Below are 17,099 nucleotides of genomic sequence, written 5' to 3'. Positions count from 1 at the left end.
AGACTAGTAAGCCCTATTTGGCATGGAAAGTCGGTTCCCGGAGCCGGCTCTCCAGCAGATCACCGGCGCGTTCGCGCTCCAGCATGCGGCGCAGCGGCCCCTCCGCCTCGGCCAGATGCGCGTACGGGCCGCGCTGTACGGTCCGGCCGTCGTCCAGGACGAGCACCTCGTCCACCGCGTCGAGGCCGCGCAGCCGGTGGGTGATCAGCAGCGTCGTACGCCCCTGTGTCGCCGCCAGCAGATCCGCGGTGAGCGCGTCCGCCGTGGCGAGGTCGAGGTGCTCGGCCGGTTCGTCGAGGAGGAGCACGGGGAAGTCGGCGAGGAGCGCGCGGGCGAGGGCGAGGCGCTGGCGCTGGCCGCCGGAGAGCTGGGCGCCGTGCTCGCCGACGAGGGTGTCCAGGCCGTCGGGGAGGCTGTCGGCCCACTCCAGCAGCCGGGCACCGGCGAGTGCCGCGCGCAGTTCCTCCTCGGAGGCCTCGGTACGGGCGAGTCGGAGGTTCTCACGGATGGTGCTGTCGAAGATGTGCGCGTCCTGGGCGCAGAGCCCGACGAACCGCCGGACCGTGTCCCCGTCCAGCGCGGCCGCGTCCGTTCCGCCGAGGGTGTACGTGCCTTCCCGTGCGTCCAGGAAGCGCAGCAGCACCTGGGCGAGGGTGGTCTTCCCGGAGCCGGAGGCGCCGACGACCGCGATCCGCCTGCCCGCGGTGAGACTCAGGTCGAAGCCGGTGAGGGCGTCGCGCTCCTGGTCCGCGTACCGGGCCGCGAGTCCGCGGACCTCCAGCGGGAACGGCGACGCGGGTGCGGGTGCCGGCTCGAGGGGCTCGTGCACCGGCACCGGGGCGTCGAGCACCTCGAAGACCCTCTCGGCACTCCGCTTGACCCGCTGGCGGTACTGCACGGCGAGCGGAAGCCCGATGACCGCCTCGAAGGCGGCGAGCGGGGTCAGTACGACGACGGCGAGCTCGACGCCCTCGATCCGGCCCGCGTGCACGGCCATGACTCCCGCGTACGCGGCGAACGCGACGGTGAGCCCGCAGGCCACTGCGGAGAGTCCGCCGCCGAGCGCGGTGGCGGAGGCGGCGCGCGAGGCGATCCGGGTGAGCGTGCGGTCGGCCTCCCGCACCGCGGCGATCCGGCCGTTCAACGCCCCGGCTACGGTCAGCTCGGCCGTACCGCGGAGCAGATCGACGACCCGTGTCGCCAGCACGCCGCGCGCGGGCGCGAGCCTGCGCTCGGCCCGCCGTGCGCAGGCTGCGCTGACCATCGGCACGGCCACCCCGGCGACGAGCAGCCCCACGGCCAGCACGGCACCGGCCTCGGGCAGCAGCCACGCCGTGAACCCGACGGCCCCGGCCCCGACCACGACCGCGACGCCCGCGGGCAGCAGCCACCGCAGCCAGTAGTCCTGCAGCGCGTCGACGTCGGCGACGAGCCGCGACAGCAGATCGCCGCGCCGAGCCCGGCGCAGCCCGGCAGGCGCGATCCGCTCCAGCCGCCGGTACACCCCGACCCGCAGATCGGCCAGCATCGACAGCACGGCGTCGTGCGACACCAGCCGCTCCGCGTACCGGAACACGGCTCGCCCGATCCCGAACGCCCGCGTCGCCGTCACCGCCACCATCAGGTACAGCACGGGCGGCTGCTCCGACGCCCGCGAGATGAGCCATCCGGACACGGCCATGAGGCCCACGGCCGACCCGAGCGCCAGACTCCCGAGCACCAGCGCCAGAACGAGCTGCCCCCGCAGCCCTCCGGCCATCCCCCGCACCCGGGCCAACGCCCGGCCCCGCTGCGCCCGTGGCAGCGTCGCGGCCTTTGCGGCCTCGCGGCCATCGAGGCGTACAGGGTCAGCCGCAGTCGGCCCGCCGACGAGGCTCTCCCCCGCGGGCGGAGGGGAAGGATGCGGGAGCCCGGAGGAGGCGAGGGCGCCTACCGCCCCGGCACCCGCCGCCCTCGAGGGGCTGAGCTCCACCACCCGGTCCGCGAGATCCAGCAGCGCGGGCCTGTGGACGACCAACAGCACCGTCCGCCCGTCCGCCAGCCGCCGGACCGCTTCCACGATCCCTGCCTCGGTCTCGCCGTCCAGCGCCGCCGTCGGCTCGTCGAGCAGCAACAGCGGCCGGTCGGCGAGGAAGGCGCGGGCCAGCGCGAGCCGTTGCCGCTGCCCCGCCGACAGCCCTGCGCCGTCCTCGCCGAGGACGGTCCCCACCCCCTGCGGCAGCGCGGCCACGAAGCCGTACGCACCCGCGTCCCGCAGCGCCGCCATGACCTCGGAGTCGTTTGCGCCCGGCCGCGCGAGCCGCACGTTCTCGGCGATCGTTCCCGCGAAGAGGTACGGCCGCTGCGGCACCCACGCGATCGATTCCCGCCAGCGCTCCAGATCCAGGGTCGCGAGGTCCGCGCCGCCCACCCGCACCCGGCCCTCGTCGGGCGGAACGAACCCCAGCACCACGTCCAGCAGCGTCGACTTCCCGACCCCGCTCGGCCCCACCAGGGCCACCACCTCGCCGGGCTCCAGGATCAGCGACGCCGAATCCAGTGACGGCTCGCTCCGCCGCGCACGGCGGACCGTCACCCCGGAGAGCTCCAGCCTCACGGAGCCCGGAGCCCCCGTACCCCCACCGGGGACAGGGCTCTCCAGGACCGCGAAGATCTCCTCCGCCGCCGAGAGCCCCTCCGCCGCCGCGTGGTACTGCGCCCCGACCTGCCGGAGCGGCAGATACGCCTCGGGCGCGAGGATCAGCACCACCAGCCCTGTGTAGAGGTCGAGCTCGCCGTGGACGAGCCGCATACCGATGCCCACGGCCACCAGTGCCACCGACAGCGTCGACAGCAACTCCAGCGCGAACGACGACAGAAACGCGATCCGCAGCGTCTTCAGGGTCGCCCGCCGGTACTCGGTGGTGATCCTCCGGATCGACTCGGCCTGCGCCTTCGCCCGCCCGAACACCTTCAGCGTCGGCAGCCCTGCGACCACGTCCAGGAAGTGCCCGGACAGCCGCGACAGCAGCTTCCACTGACGGTTCATCCGGGCTTCCGTGGCCCAGCCGATCAGCACCATGAAGATCGGAATGAGCGGCAGGGTCACCACGATGACCGCCGCCGACACCCAGTCCTCGGTGACGATCCGCGCCAGCACCGCCACCGGAACCACCACGGCGAGCCCCAGCTGCGGCAGATACCGCGCGAAGTAGTCGTCGAGAGCGTCCACTCCACGCGTGGCCAGCGCGACGAGCGACCCGGTGCGCTGCCCGCTCAGCCATCCCGGCCCGAGCGCCGCCGCCCGCCCCAGCAGCCGCATCCGCAGCTCGCTCTTCACCGCCGCACTCGCCCGGTGCGCCGCCAGCTCGGTCAGCCATGAGACAAGCCCTCGCCCCACCGCGACGACGGCCAGCAGCACCAGCGGAGTCCACAGCCCGGAGGCGTCCAGCCCTCGCTGGAACGCCCCCACCACCACCTCGGCGATGAGCATCGCCTGGGCGACGACCAGCGCCGCTCCGGCAAGGCCGAGGACCACCACGGCCGCCATGAAGAAGCGGGTGGCCCTGGCGTACCGGAGCAGACGCGGGTCGACGGGTTTCACGTGAAACATCCCCTACTTCATGACGGCAGGCCGGCGGACACGGAGAGCGGGCGTGGAGAGCGGGCTCGGAGAACTCAGAGAACTCAGTGCGGATCAGCGATGTGCTGCGTGCCGATCCGCTTCCGGAACACCCAGTACGTCCATCCCTGGTACAGCAGCACCATGGGCGTCGCGACCCCCGCACACCACGTCATGATCTTCAGTGTGTACGGGCTCGACGAGGCGTTGGTCACCGTCAGGCTCCACTCCTCATTGAGCGACGACGGCATGACGTTCGGGAAGAGCGTCAGGAAGAGCATCGCGACCGCGGCCGCGATCGTCACCCCTGACAGCGCGAACGACCAACCCTCGCGTCCCATCTGATTCGCACCGATCGCGCCGACCAGCGCCACCACCGCAATGATCATGGCGACCAGGCTGGTCCCGTCGCCCTTGTCCACCTGGGTCCAGCTCAGGAAGCCGAGCGCCAGCACGGCTGTGATCAGCCCCAGGGTCAGCGCCAGCTTCCGTGCCCGCTCGCGGATGTCCCCGACCGTCTTCAGCGCGGCGAACACCGTCCCGTGGAAGGTGAAAAGGAACAGCGTCACCAGTCCGCCGAGAATCGCGTACGGATTCAGCAGATCGCCGAAGGTGCCGACGTACTCCTTCTCCGCGTCGATCTTCACGCCGTGCACGATGTTCCCGAAGGCCACACCCCACAGCACGGCCGGCACCAGCGAGGTCCAGAAGATGGCCGCCTCCCAGTTGCGCTGCCAGCTCTCCTCCGGCCGCTTCGCGCGGTACTCGAAGGCCACGCCGCGCACGATCAGGCACACCAGGATGATCAGCAGCGGCAGATAGAAGCCCGAGAAGAGTGTGGCGTACCACTCGGGGAAGGCGGCGAACGTCGCGCCGCCCGCCGAGAGGAGCCACACCTCGTTTCCGTCCCAGACGGGACCGATCGTGTTGATGAGGACGCGCTTCTCGACCCGGTTGCGGGCGAGCAGCTTCGTCAGAACGCCGACCCCGAAGTCGAAACCCTCGAGGAAGAAGTAGCCGGTCCACAGGACGGCGATGATCACGAACCAGACGTCGTGGAGTTCCATGCCTCAGCTCCCAGTCCTCGGTCTCAGTAGGAGAAGGCCATAGGCCGGTCGGCGTCACGGTCGTCGCCGCCGATCCTGGTGGGCGGATTGAGGTCGGACTCGGTGAGCTCGGGAGGCCCGGCCTTGACGTACTTCACGAGCAGCTTGACCTCGATGACGGCGAGCACCGCGTAGAGCGCCGTGAAGACGATCATCGAGGTGAGCACCTCGCCCTGGGAGACACCGGGGGAGACCGCGTCACGGGTGCGGAGCACGCCGTACACGACCCAGGGCTGCCGCCCCATCTCCGTGAAGATCCAGCCCCAGGAGCTGGCGATCAGCGGGAAGCCCAGCGTCCAGATCGCGGCCAGCCAGTACAGCTTGGTGAGCTTCGGGCCGAGCGGCTTCCTGAAGAGCACCACATGCGGCACCTCGTCCTCCCCGACCCGCAGCGCCGGCGGCAGCAGGAACTTCTTGCGCGTCAGCCAAAGTCCGGCCAGACCGATGGTGAAGGACGTCATACCGAAGCCGATCATCCAGCGGAAGCCCCAGTACGCCACAGCGATGTTGGGCCGGTAGTCGCCGGGCCCGTACTTCTCCTGCAAGGCCTCGTTGGTGTCGTTGATCCCGGGCACGTGCGACGTGAAGTCGCTGTGAGCCAGGAACGACAGCAGGCCAGGGATCTCTATGGCGACCTTGTTATGGCCCTTGTCCACATCGCCGTACGCGAAGACGGAGAACGGCGCCGGCTGCTCGCCCTCCCAGAGCGCCTCGGCGGCGGCCATCTTCATCGGCTGCTGCTCGTACATGACCTTGCCGAGGGAGTCACCGCTGACGGCGGTGAGCAGACCCGCGACGGCCACGGTGACCAGCCCCAGGCGCAGCGAGCTCTTCATCACCGGGACGTGCTTCTTGCGTAGGAGGTGGAAGGCCGCGATGCCGACCATGAAGGCGCCGCCCGCGAGGAAGGCCGCGGACAGGGTGTGGAAGACCTGGGTGAGCGTGGTGTTCTGGGTCAGCACGAGCCAGAAGTCGGTGAGCTCGGCCCGGCCGTTCTCCTTGTTGATCCGATAGCCGACCGGGTGCTGCATCCAGGAGTTGGCCGCCAGGATGAAGTACGCGGAGAGGATGGTGCCGATGGAGACCATCCAGATGCAGGCGAGATGGATCCTCTTCGGGAGCTTGTCCCAGCCGAAGATCCACAGGCCGATGAAGGTGGACTCGAAGAAGAAGGCGATCAGTGCCTCGAAGGCGAGCGGGGCCCCGAACACGTCACCGACGAAACGTGAGTAGTCGGACCAGTTCATACCGAACTGGAACTCCTGCACGATGCCGGTGACCACGCCCATCGCGATGTTGATCAGGAAGAGCTTGCCCCAGAACTTGGTGGCCTTGAGGTACTTCTCGTTCTCCGTACGGACCCACGCCGTCTGCAGTCCCGCCGTGAGCGCGGCCAGCGAGATCGTCAGGGGAACGAAGAGGAAGTGGTAGACGGTGGTGATGCCGAACTGCCAGCGCGCCAGGGTCTCTGGCGCCAGAGCTAGGTCCACGTCGTCTCTCCTTACGTCGGCGTGGTCACATCGGCCTGGTACATCGTGCGCGTCCCGGCAGTTTGCCCCGTATGCCCATCACATTCCTGGAGATTCGGGACGCGCTTGTGAACGCGTTCACATTCACAAGCATTATGACTCATCCGAAAACCGCACCGGCGCGCGGGGGGCCCTCCCGGTCGCCGACCGGTCGCTCTTCCCGACTTCTTCAACATATTGTTGAACTTGGGGGCGAGGATCCACGTCTCCCGGCCCGCCGGACAGCTCACGGCGACCCTCGGGGAAACCCCCACGGGCGAGGCGCTCGCGAGGGCTCTCCCGATCTCGTCCACCGCCACCATCCGGGGCGAAGAGCCCCGCCTCGCGAGCCCGTGCACCATCCTGGGCCGGAACGACGGCGACCCGCGCGTGCCGGCGACGGTGCGGCCGGGCGACCCGATCCGCGTCGAACCGATCAGCGTCGGACCAATCCTCGTCAAGCACGCGAACGGCCACGCAGGAGAGTCCCCGCGGACAAGGCCGCGGGGACACAGCACACCTGGCAGGAGGACTCCCGGATCGCCCACGCACCCCGGGAGAGCGCCGGCTACAGCTCCTTGCGGAACGCCTCCGCCGTGTTCAGGAACACGTCGTTCGCCTCGCACTCGCCGATCGTGACCCGCACGCCCTCGCCCGCGAACGGCCGCACCACGACCCCGGCCCGCTCGCACGCCGCCGCGAAGTCGACCGTACGCTCGCCCAGCCGCAGCCAGACGAAGTTCGCCTGGGTCGGCGGCACGGTCCAGCCCTGCTTCACCAGCCCGTCGTACACCCGCGTCCGCTCGGCCACCAGCGAACCGACCCGTCCGAGCAGCTCGTCCTCGGCCTGCAGCGACGCGACCGCCGCGTCCTGGGCGAGCTGGCTCACGCCGAAGGGCACGGCCGTCTTGCGCAGCGCCGCCGCCACCGGCTCGTGGGCGATGGCGAAGCCGACCCGCAGGCCGGCCAGGCCGTAGGCCTTGGAGAAGGTCCGGAGCACGGCGACGTTCGGCCGCTCCCGGTAGATCTCGATGCCGTCGGGGACGTCCGTGTCCCGGATGAACTCCCGGTACGCCTCGTCCAGCACCACCAGCACGTCGGAGGGCACGCGGTCGAGGAACCGTTCCAGCTCGGCGCGGTGCACCACCGTGCCGGTCGGATTGTTCGGGTTGCAGACGAAGACCAGCCGGGTCCGGTCCGTGACGGCGTCCGCCATCGCGTCCAGATCGTGCACATCACCTGAGGTCAGCGGCACCGGAACCGGCGTGGCTCCGCTGATCTGCGTGATGATCGGGTACGCCTCGAAGGACCGCCAGGCATAGATGACCTCGTCGCCCGGGCCGGCCGTGGCCTGGAGCAGCTGCTGGGCGACGCCCACCGAACCGGTGCCGGTCGCCAGATGCGAGACGGGCACCCCGAACCGGTCGGAGAGCTCGTTCATCAGTCCGGTGCAGGCCATGTCCGGGTAGCGGTTGAAGCCCGCCGCCGCGGCAATCACGGTCTCCATCACCCCGGGCAGGGGCGGGTACGGGTTCTCGTTGGAGGACAGCTTGAAGGCGGTCGGCCCCTCGTCACCGGCCGCGGCAGGCTTGCCCGGCTTGTAGGTGGGAATGCCGTCCAGCTCGGCGCGCAGCCTCGGGCTCTTCTCGCTCACCGCAGGTCCTCCTCGACCGTCGTACAGGCTCACCAATACTGCTCACCTTATGAGGATTCCCGGCCGGTGCGAATGGCCGGCGGCAGATACGGAAAGCCGATCCCGGAACAGGGGGGAGCGCTCCCCCGCCTTGCGTGCGCCGGTGGCTCACTCCGTGGCGCGCATCGCCCGTAGTAGTGAGTTGAGACCTCTTCGAGACCTCGGACCCTTGGCAGGTCTATGCCGGTCGACAACCGCGAGAAGAGTGCTGGACGCCCCAACCCCCTTTATTTCCAAGGCCATTGGCCAGTGCGCGCCATGCAGAAACGTGCCTGCCAACGTCCGCATATGCGACCGGCCCAACCGCCCGACATCGCCCTACTATCGGCTCGCCATGACAGCAGCAGGGAAGCACCAGGTAAGCCGGACGGAAACAACCCGCCGGGGCAACCGGCAAGGTCGGGCGGGCATCCGGGACGTGGCCGCCGCTGCCGGTGTCTCCATCACGACCGTCTCCGACGCCCTCAACGGCAAGGGCAGACTGCCCGACGCCACGCGCCGCCACGTCCGCGAGGTCGCGGACCGGCTGGGCTACCGCCCGTCGGCCGCGGCCCGGACACTCCGTACAGGCAAGTCGGGACTGATCGGCCTGACCGTGACCACGTACGGGGATGAACCTTTCACCTTCACCGAATTCGCGTACTTCGCGGAGATGGCGAGAGCCGCGACCTCCGCCGCGCTCGCCCGCGGCTACGCCCTCGTCATCCTCCCCGCCACCTCACGCCACGACGTCTGGTCGAACGTCGCCCTCGACGGCACCGTCGTCATCGACCCCTCCGACCACGACCCGGTCGTCACCGAGCTGGTCCGCCAGGGCCTGCCCGTCGTCTCCGACGGACGCCCCGCCGGCAGCCTCCCGGTGACCGCCTGGGTCGACAACGACCACGAAGCCGCCGTACTCGAGCTGCTCGACCATCTCGCCGACGCCGGCGCCCGCCGGATCGGCCTGCTCACCGGCACCTCCACCGACACCTACACCCGGCTCTCGACCACCGCGTACCTGAGCTGGTGCGAGCGGGTCGGCCAGGACCCGGTCTACGAGGCCTACCCCGCGCACGACCCGTGCGCGGGAGCCGTCGCCGCCGATCGGCTGCTCGCCCGCCCCGACCGCCCCGACGCCGTCTACGGACTCTTCGACCCCAACGGCACGGACCTGCTCGCCGCGGCCAGGCGGTACGGACTGCGCGTCCCCGACGACCTCCTCCTGGTCTGCTGCAGCGAGTCCACGCTGTACGCCAACACCGATCCGCCCGTCACCACCCTCTCGCTCAAGCCCCGGAGGATCGGCACCGCCGTCGTGCAGCTGCTGATCGACGCGATCGAGGGCGTCGACGGAGGCCGGCCGATCGAGCAGGTGATACCGACGGAACTCATCGTCCGTGCGTCCTCACAGCGCCGCCCCCCGCGGACGACGGTGAGCCACCCGCGGTCCCCCTCCCAGGACTAGACCAGCCCAATTGGGGTGAAACGGACGACGAACCGGGGGTGTACCCGGATTCAGCACCCCTGGTGCATCACACAGCACGATCCGCATTCCTATGATGGGCGCACGACACCGCGGGCCTCCCCGACCAGGCCGGGCCGACGGTGTACGGCGGCGCGACGGTGGTGGAGGGGTCGATGACTCAGGGGGCCGGTCAGGGACCCGTGGTGCGGACGGCGACGTTGCGTGACTTCCGCGTGCCCCCGTACGCACAGGTCCCGGTGCAGTCGCAGGCGCCGTCGTACGAGCACGTGCTCGACCACCCCGGCAACGCCTTCCCGGAGGACGAGCCGCCGGAGGGCTACACCCCCACCGAGCGCGACCTGCCGGTGATCAACCGTCGCGGGGACACCGTCCAGGTGACCGTCGCGCCGGACGAGACGCAGGCCGCCGTCCCGGACGGCCTCGGGCCGCTCTACGTCGTCGGCGACGTCCACGGATATCTCGACGAGCTCGTCGCCGCGCTCTCCGGGAAGGGCCTGATCGACGCCGAGGGCCACTGGTCGGCGGGCAACACCCGGCTCTGGTTCCTCGGCGACTTCACCGACCGCGGCCCCGACGGCATCGGAGTCATCGACCTCGTCATGCGGCTCTCCGCGGAGGCCGCGGCCGCCGGCGGCTACTGCAAGGCCCTGATGGGCAATCACGAACTGCTGCTCATCGGTGCGAAGCGCTTCGGCGACACGCCCGTCAACTCCGGCGCCGGGACCGCCACCTTCCAGGCCGCCTGGCTTCTCAACGGCGGCCAGAAGAACGACATGGACCGCCTCCAGGACGTCCACCTCCAGTGGATGGCCCGGCTGGACGCGGTGGTCGAGGAGGACGGGCATCTGCTGATGCACTCCGACACGACCGCCTACCTCGAGTACGGCACCACGATCGAGGACGTCAACGACAACGTCCACGAGATCCTGAACCGCAACGACGCCGACGAGTGCTGGGACCTCTTCCGCAAGTTCACCAAGCGCTTCGCCTTCCGTGACGACGAGGGACCGCAGGCCGTGCGCGAGCTGCTCGCCGCGTACGGCGGACAGCGCGTCGTCCACGGCCACAGCCCGATTCCCTATCTGCTCGGCGAGGTCGGCACCGAGGACGCGGCGGACGGCGAAGCGGTCTCCCGCCCGGTGGTCGAGGGCCCGCATGTGTACGCGGACGGACTCGCCATCGCGATGGACGGCGGAGTGACCATGGCCGGAAAGTTGCTGGTGGTGCAGCTCCCTCTGCATGGCTGAGCCGATCCGGGGAAGGCGATTTCCGGAAACCCCCTGTCACCCCGTGCCGTAACCGCTCTACCATCGGCTTATCCGTAGCAGGCTCTCCTCCGTTTCCGCCCAACCGCCCACCCACGCGGGCAATCCGGCCCTACGGAGCATCGGGGGATGCACATGAACAGCGCTCCGCACCTGCTGACCGAGGACCGCGCCGAATACGAGCGCCTCCTCGACGACGCGCTGCGCAACGCACACGACCGTCCGGATCTCGACGCCGTCGGGAAGCGGCTCAACGCCGAACAGCTACGCACGATGGCGCTCAACGCCACCGCACTGATAACCAGCGCAGCGTCCGCGGAGTACGAGCACTTCGTGAAGGTCCGCGACGAACTGCGCGCGCCGTCCACAACGTCCGTCCGAAGCTCGGTGCTGGGCCCCGCGCTCGGTGAATCGGCCGAGTCGGGCGCCGGGGCCGGCTTCGGCGCCGTGCTGACCGTCCTGGCGCCGGTCCTTGCGGGCACCGCCGCGGTGATCTTCCTTCTCGTGGGTTATGTCCTGAAGGCGCTCAGCCCGGAACCCTCCTTCGCGGAGACCCTGCTGACGGCCGGCTGGTTCTTCGGGGCACTCACTGCGGCGGGCCTCCTGGCCGCCGCCATCGGACTGCTGATCACGGCTCTGCGGAACAGCGCGACCGAGGTGCCCGCCGAGGAGGCGGGGGGCGAACTGCCCGACGAGGTGGCACGTGCCAGGGAGGCCTGGCGGCACGCCCTCCTGGAGCGTGGAATCATCCCGTTCCTGCGCGCCGCCCTCGCCGACCCCAGCGCCGACCCGGCATCGCCCGCTCCACCGCGCCGGGCGAACCGGATCCCGAAGGTCGGCTACAGCGGGCCCGACTTCTCCAGCCCGAGCGAGGGATCGTCGGAGAACTCCCGCCCGGCATTCACCAGCCCGGACTTCACCAGCCCGGACTTCGGTCCTCCGGAGCACCGACCCGAGTAGCCGGAAGCCGTCGCAGTCTTCGACGTGGGCGCCACGGCATGGCGGAAAGCCCTGCTCGGCGCGGACGATGCGGCGCTCGACACGGCGGGCCACAGTACGTGCCCCCTGGCAGCGACCCGGAGGACCCGTTTCATCGAGACCGTCTGGTGGGTCAACCAGGAACTGCTGCACCACGGAGCCGAGATCGCGTTGCTACGGGACCTCTACCGCGCGCGCCGGCACTGAAGGCGTCGCCCGGGGGGTCGCGCCGGGCACGGCGAAGGCCGGGGCAGCTCCGACGGCTGCACCCGGCCCCTGGTCCGATCCTGACGGATCGTCGACTCACGCCGCGGCGGGAGCGAGCTTCGGGTTCACGCCGTACTGGTTCTCCTCCGGCTTGCCGTCGGACGCCAGGAAGACGAGCAGGATGATGCCGCCGACGAGGGGAACGAAGGAGATGAGCAGCCACCAGCCCGAGCGGCCGGTGTCGTGCAGCCGGCGCACCGCTGCGGCGAGAGCCGGGATCAGCGTCGCGAGTATGTAGATCGCGTAGGGGATCTGCGACTCGATGGCGAAGCCGATGCCGAGAAGCACCGCGGCGAAGATGACGTTGAAGAGTACGAACATCCAGTACTCCTTGCGGCGTGCACGACCGCCGAATCCGGCGTAGTTCTTGAGCACAGCCAGGTACCAGCTCACTTCGGTTCCTTTCATTCCCTTTGTCAGGGACGCATCGATTTTCGGCCAAGCAAGGCGGAACGTAAGGCACACATAAAGACCCGGTCAAGCGCTGCCTGACCGCTGGGAGAACGTTCATCGTCCTGCCACTCAACCGTGTCCGTTCCGAGGCCGGAGGACAGGTGCGATCACGACAGGAAAGGGATGCCTCATCACAAACCAGCCACCGGCATTCACTTGGGCAACCCGCGACAAGGCACGGCCGTGGAAGAGGGCATGATGGCGCGGCCGTGCGGGAACAGCCCGGTCCACAGCCGGCAGGGTGGCGCGTGCAAGGTACCGAGAGACCCCGAAGATTTCCCCACCGGACGTGGCCACCCCCGCCCGGGGAGTCGAACCACCGCCTGGCCGCCGCCGTCGGCATCCTCGTGGCATTGGGCGCGGGATTGGCCGCGCTGCCGGCACTCACCGGCGCCGCCCCTGTGGCGCCGGTCGTCCCGGTGGGCCTCGGCCGCATCGTGGTCCCCGTACCGGACGGTGATCTGCTCGTTCTGGCGCGGAGCGACAACGTGGGCACCTGGCAGGACGAGCAGGGTGGCCGGATCGTCCTCGCCGCAGACGGAACCTTCGCCGCCACGAACGTGTGCGGCAACTACTCCGACGCCGCCACCGGGGCCAGCGCCGGACTCGACCTGGCCCCGGTCAAGACCGGTACGGGCACCTGGGAGAGCTCCGAGTCGGATTTCTCCGGTGAGAACACCACGGAAGTCCGCGCCGAGTTGAGCCCCGGTGACGTATGGACCCAGTACGAGGCGAGGGGCTCGGCCGCAGTCCCCGTCCTGTGGACCCACATCGGCGATCCCGGCGCCGGAGAGCTCCGCGTCCTGAAGAAGGACACCACCCGATGAGCGGTGGAGGCCAGGACGGGGCCTCCACCACGCACACGGACGGACCGGCGGACGCTCAGTCCGCGATCGGCAGGTACACGCGGTTGCCTGCCGCCGCGAACTCGGCGGACTTCTCCGCCATGCCCGCCTCGATCTCCTGCGACTTCAGGTCGCCGCCGTGCTCGCGCCGGATGTCCTGGGAGATCTTCATCGAGCAGAACTTCGGCCCGCACATCGAGCAGAAATGCGCGGTCTTCGCCGGCTCCGCAGGCAGCGTCTCGTCGTGGAACTCCCGGGCCGTGTCCGGGTCCAGGGCCAGATTGAACTGGTCCTCCCAGCGGAACTCGAAGCGCGCGTCGGAGAGGGCGTCGTCCCACTCCTGCGCGCCCGGGTGTCCCTTGGCGAGATCGGCCGCATGTGCGGCGATCTTGTAGGTGATGACGCCGGTCTTGACGTCATCCCGGTTCGGCAGGCCCAGGTGCTCCTTGGGCGTGACGTAGCAGAGCATCGCCGTACCCCACCAGGCGATCATGGCGGCGCCGATGCCGGAGGTGATGTGGTCGTACGCGGGCGCCACGTCGGTCGTCAGGGGGCCCAGCGTGTAGAAGGGCGCCTCTTCACAGATCTCCTGCTGGAGGTCGATGTTCTCCTTGATCTTGTGCATCGGGACGTGTCCCGGGCCCTCGATCATCGTCTGTACCTGGTGACTCTTGGCGATCGTGTTGAGTTCCCCGAGGGTCCTCAACTCGGCGAACTGCGCCTCGTCGTTGGCGTCCGCGATCGACCCGGGCCGCAGGCCGTCGCCGAGGGAGTAGGTGACGTCGTACGCCGCGAGGATCTCGCAGAGCTCCTCGAAGTTCTCGTACAGGAACGACTCCTTGTGGTGCGCGAGGCACCAGGCCGCCATGATCGAGCCGCCGCGCGAGACGATGCCCGTCTTGCGGCGGGCGGTCAGGGGTACGTACCGCAGCAGCACGCCCGCGTGGACCGTCATGTAGTCGACGCCCTGCTCGGCCTGCTCGATGACGGTGTCCTTGTAGATCTCCCAGGTCAGCTCCTCGGCGCGGCCGTCGACCTTCTCCAGCGCCTGGTAGAGCGGGACCGTGCCGATCGGCACGGGGGAGTTGCGCAGCACCCATTCGCGGGTGGTGTGGATGTTGCGGCCGGTGGAGAGGTCCATGACCGTGTCCGCGCCCCAGCGGGTCGCCCAGGTCATCTTCTCCACCTCCTCCTCGATGGAGGAGGTCACCGCGGAGTTCCCGATGTTGGCGTTGACCTTCACCAGGAACCTCTTGCCGATGATCATCGGCTCGATCTCCGGGTGGTTGACGTTCGCCGGCAGCACCGCACGCCCGGCGGCGATCTCCTCGCGGACGACCTCGGGGGAGACGTTCTCACGGATCGCGACGTACTCCATCTCCGGCGTGATCTCGCCCCGGCGGGCGTACGCGAGTTGCGTCACCGCCTGGCCGCCGCGGCCCCGGCGGGGCTGGCGCGGACGGCCGGGGAAGACCGCGTCGAGGTTGCGGAGCCCGCCGCGCGGCGAGGTGTGCTTGATCCCGTCGTCCTCGGGGCGGACGGGCCGGCCCGCGTACTCCTCGGTGTCGCCGCGACCGATGATCCAGTTCTCCCGCAGCGGCGGCAGTCCGCGGCGGACGTCGGTCTCGACATTGGGGTCGGTGTACGGCCCGGACGTGTCGTACAGGGTCACGTCCTTGCCGTTGGTGAGGTGCACCAGGCGGACCGGCACCCGGATGTCGGGGCGGGAGCCCTCGACGTATCCCTTGTGCCGGCCGATGGACTTCCCGCTCTCGTTCTCCCCCTCGTTCGAGCTGGAGGCAGGCGTGCGTGTGTCCTCAATGGTCATCGTGACCTACTCCCTACGCCGGCATTACCCGGTAACAGGTTCGGCGGTCGGCGCAGCTGTCCCGTACGGATGTACGGAGGTCAGCGCCCTCTCAGCCCGGTGCTCCGAGCTCCCGCGTGTGCAAAGGTGTCACCACGCTAGCGCCATATCTGGCGTGCTGAACAGTGGGCCTCTTTCGTTCTTGCGATGATCGGTCGGTGACTTCCTCGCAGCAGACGCCCGAACCTCATGGCCCCGCCGACGGCAAGGAGGCCGCTCACGCCCACGGCCACACGCACAGCCACGGGCCTGCCGAGCCCGTTTCGCGGCATCTGAGACGGGTCATCGCCGCGGTGCTGATTCCTTTCGCCACCGCCGTTCTGGTGGGTCTCGTCGTGCTCTGGCCGGGCGGGATCCCGGGCCACGAGCGCACCGGAGTCGGCTTCGACCGGCAGACCGAGGAGGGGCGGGTGGTGAAGGTCGAGCAGGTCGACTGCAAGGACGTGAACGCCGCCCAGGTGCCGCCGACCGGCGACACCTCGACCCCCGAGGGACGCGAAGCGGTCAACTCGCAGCAAGGAACGTGCGCGAGAGCGACGGTCGAGGTCACGACCGGTGAGAACAAGGGCCGTACGTTCGTCGAGGTCGTGCAGCCGGACGCCCCTCGGCAACTGCACCAGGGGCAGGGCGTGGTCGTGGCGTATGCGCCGGACGCCCCGCAAGACCTCCAGTACTCGGTCGCCGATGTGGACCGGCGTGTCCCGATGGTGGTGCTCGCCGGGATCTTCGCGCTCGTGGTCGTCGTGGTCGGACGACTGCGCGGGGTGGCTGCCCTGATCGCGCTCGCGATCAGCTTCGCCGTACTGACGCTGTTCATTCTGCCCGCGATTCTGCAGGGCTCGAATCCGCTGGTCGTCGCGGTGGTCGGGGCGAGTGCGATCATGCTGATCGCGCTCTACATGTGCCATGGCCTGTCCGCGCGCACCTCGGTCGCGGTGCTCGGCACACTCATCTCGCTGCTGCTGATCGGACTGCTCGGCTCGCTCTTCATCGGCTGGGCGGCCCTGAGCGGGAACACGGACGACAACACCGGCCTGATCCACGGCCTGTACCCGAACATCGACATGTCCGGTCTGCTGCTGGCAGGCGTGATCATCGGTTCGCTCGGTGTGCTCGACGATGTGACGGTGACCCAGACATCGGCGGTCTGGGAGCTGCACCAGGCGGATCCGAGGCTGGGCCCGCGCGGTCTGTACCGGGCCGCCATCCGGATCGGGCGCGACCACATCGCCTCGGTCGTCAACACGCTCGTACTCGCTTACGCGGGCGCGTCGTTGCCCCTGCTCCTGCTGTTCTCGATCGCCCAGTCGGGCGTGGGGACGGTGGCCACCAGCGAACTGGTGGCGGAGGAGATCGTACGGACGCTGATCGGCTCGATCGGTCTGGTCGCATCGGTGCCGGTGACCACCGCGCTGGCGGCACTGGTCGTCTCCGCCGACCGGCCGGGGGCCACTGCGGGTGCCGGTGCCGGTAACGGCGGGGCCGTGGTTCGCGGCGGGAGGGGCCGCCGCCGCAAGAGGTGACTCAGCCGGCCTCTGCGAGGATGCGCCCGAGCGCCGCCTCCAGATGGTCCTCGAAGTCACCGAGCGTGCGCTCCTGCCCCAGCGGAACCAGCTTGTCCGTACGGTCGAGGAAGGCCACCAGCGGCGCGGCGCTCACCCGGAACATCGCGCGGTCGGCACCGACCTGGAGCCGGATGGACACATCGGAGAGCCCTTCGGGCTCGGTCGGCGCGATGTGCACGTCGCCGTCACCACTGGGCCCGTTGATGCCGTCGATGAGCAGCTCTCGACCGAAGGCCCAGGTCACGGGCGCATCGCCGGGCAGGTGAAAGGTCATCCGAACCGCGTATGCATCTCCCGTCTCATATCGGAGTTCCACCGGGATCCGGAACGAGAGCTCCTCGGAAACGAGGAAGCTCATCAGGACCTCGGCCTGAACCGACTCGCGCATCATGTACCCCGCAGTAGATGAAAACGGCCAGGAATGATCCCCCTTGGCCCTCTCGGGCCATCGTGCTGCACCCACCGGCAGATCACAAGGAGTGA

12 protein-coding genes and 2 pseudogenes are annotated in these 17,099 nt (G+C 69.6%); 7 read left to right on the top strand and 7 right to left on the bottom strand.

What is annotated here, in order from left to right; translation table 11 throughout:
* Nucleotides 1-13: 13 nt before the first annotated feature.
* The 3 genes from cydD to ACWCP0_RS14310 all read right to left on the bottom strand — a co-directional run bounded on the left by cydD (nucleotide 14) and on the right by ACWCP0_RS14310 (nucleotide 6,197).
* Nucleotides 14-3,583: a thiol reductant ABC exporter subunit CydD gene (gene cydD / locus ACWCP0_RS14320; protein WP_451079109.1), complete on the bottom strand. Its 3,570-nt coding sequence runs from the start codon at nucleotides 3,581-3,583 to the stop codon at nucleotides 14-16.
* Nucleotides 3,584-3,666: 83 nt separating this feature from the next.
* Nucleotides 3,667-4,668, bottom strand: a complete 1,002-nt coding sequence (gene cydB / locus ACWCP0_RS14315) for a cytochrome d ubiquinol oxidase subunit II (RefSeq protein ID WP_451079108.1) — start codon at nucleotides 4,666-4,668, stop codon at nucleotides 3,667-3,669.
* A gap of 23 nt (nucleotides 4,669-4,691) precedes the next feature.
* A complete protein-coding gene (locus tag ACWCP0_RS14310) occupies nucleotides 4,692-6,197 on the bottom strand; it encodes a cytochrome ubiquinol oxidase subunit I (protein WP_451079107.1) in 1,506 nt (501 codons plus the stop codon).
* A gap of 216 nt (nucleotides 6,198-6,413) precedes the next feature.
* Between ACWCP0_RS14310 and ACWCP0_RS14305 the strand changes: the two are divergent.
* A pseudogene (locus ACWCP0_RS14305) lies at nucleotides 6,414-6,647 on the top strand (hypothetical protein); the annotation flags it as partial.
* A gap of 136 nt (nucleotides 6,648-6,783) precedes the next feature.
* Here ACWCP0_RS14305 and hisC read toward each other — a convergent pair.
* A complete protein-coding gene (hisC, locus tag ACWCP0_RS14300) occupies nucleotides 6,784-7,869 on the bottom strand; it encodes a histidinol-phosphate transaminase (RefSeq protein WP_451079106.1) in 1,086 nt (361 codons plus the stop codon).
* Nucleotides 7,870-8,242: 373 nt separating this feature from the next.
* Here hisC and ACWCP0_RS14295 point away from each other — a divergent pair, with 373 nt between their 5' ends.
* From ACWCP0_RS14295 to ACWCP0_RS14280, 4 genes and pseudogenes are all read left to right on the top strand, one after another.
* Complete coding sequence (locus ACWCP0_RS14295) at nucleotides 8,243-9,355, top strand: LacI family DNA-binding transcriptional regulator (RefSeq protein ID WP_451079105.1); 1,113 nt, start codon at nucleotides 8,243-8,245, stop codon at nucleotides 9,353-9,355.
* A 158-nt stretch (nucleotides 9,356-9,513) separates the two neighbouring features.
* Nucleotides 9,514-10,623, top strand: a complete 1,110-nt coding sequence (locus tag ACWCP0_RS14290; protein WP_451079180.1) for a metallophosphoesterase — start codon at nucleotides 9,514-9,516, stop codon at nucleotides 10,621-10,623.
* 147 nt (nucleotides 10,624-10,770) lie between these two features.
* Nucleotides 10,771-11,601 (top strand): hypothetical protein, encoded by an 831-nt coding sequence (locus ACWCP0_RS14285; protein WP_451079104.1) that lies wholly within the window; start codon nucleotides 10,771-10,773, stop codon nucleotides 11,599-11,601.
* A gap of 6 nt (nucleotides 11,602-11,607) precedes the next feature.
* Nucleotides 11,608-11,826, top strand: a pseudogene (locus tag ACWCP0_RS14280) (DinB family protein); the annotation flags it as partial.
* A gap of 96 nt (nucleotides 11,827-11,922) precedes the next feature.
* Here the strand turns inward: ACWCP0_RS14280 and ACWCP0_RS14275 are convergent.
* Entirely contained in the window at nucleotides 11,923-12,279 is a 357-nt protein-coding gene (locus ACWCP0_RS14275) for a DUF805 domain-containing protein (RefSeq protein ID WP_451079103.1), read from the bottom strand.
* A gap of 413 nt (nucleotides 12,280-12,692) precedes the next feature.
* On the opposite strand from ACWCP0_RS14275, the gene ACWCP0_RS14270 reads away from it, so the two are divergent.
* A complete protein-coding gene (locus tag ACWCP0_RS14270) occupies nucleotides 12,693-13,166 on the top strand; it encodes a hypothetical protein (protein ID WP_451079102.1) in 474 nt (157 codons plus the stop codon).
* Between the two features lie 55 nt (nucleotides 13,167-13,221).
* Here the strand turns inward: ACWCP0_RS14270 and thiC are convergent, their stop codons facing one another.
* Nucleotides 13,222-15,012 carry a phosphomethylpyrimidine synthase ThiC gene (thiC, locus tag ACWCP0_RS14265; protein WP_451079101.1) on the bottom strand — a complete coding sequence of 597 codons (1,791 nt, stop codon included), beginning with the start codon at nucleotides 15,010-15,012 and terminating at the stop codon, nucleotides 13,222-13,224.
* 197 nt (nucleotides 15,013-15,209) lie between these two features.
* Here thiC and ACWCP0_RS14260 point away from each other — a divergent pair, with 197 nt between their 5' ends.
* Nucleotides 15,210-16,574, top strand: a complete 1,365-nt coding sequence (locus ACWCP0_RS14260; RefSeq protein WP_451079100.1) for a YibE/F family protein — start codon at nucleotides 15,210-15,212, stop codon at nucleotides 16,572-16,574.
* A gap of 1 nt (nucleotide 16,575) precedes the next feature.
* On the opposite strand, the gene ACWCP0_RS14255 is transcribed toward ACWCP0_RS14260, so the two are convergent.
* Entirely contained in the window at nucleotides 16,576-17,004 is a 429-nt protein-coding gene (locus ACWCP0_RS14255) for an SsgA family sporulation/cell division regulator (protein ID WP_451079179.1), read from the bottom strand.
* Nucleotides 17,005-17,099: the final 95 nt, after the last annotated feature.

This window comes from Streptomyces sp. NPDC001970 (assembly GCF_053594115.1).
The sequence above is the reverse complement of the archived record's forward strand: the minus strand, read 5'-3'. Positions and strand labels throughout refer to the sequence as shown.

Bases quoted from the DNA above. Each gene is read 5' to 3' on its own strand.
- ACWCP0_RS14295 (WP_451079105.1), top strand. From the start codon at position 8,243: ATGACAGCAGCAGGGAAGCACCAGGTAAGCCGGACGGAAACAACCCGC.
- cydB (WP_451079108.1), bottom strand. From the start codon at position 4,668: ATGGAACTCCACGACGTCTGGTTCGTGATCATCGCCGTCCTGTGGACC.
- ACWCP0_RS14285 (WP_451079104.1), top strand. From the start codon at position 10,771: ATGCACATGAACAGCGCTCCGCACCTGCTGACCGAGGACCGCGCCGAA.
- thiC (WP_451079101.1), bottom strand. From the start codon at position 15,012: ATGACCATTGAGGACACACGCACGCCTGCCTCCAGCTCGAACGAGGGG.
- ACWCP0_RS14255 (WP_451079179.1), bottom strand. From the start codon at position 17,004: ATGCGCGAGTCGGTTCAGGCCGAGGTCCTGATGAGCTTCCTCGTTTCC.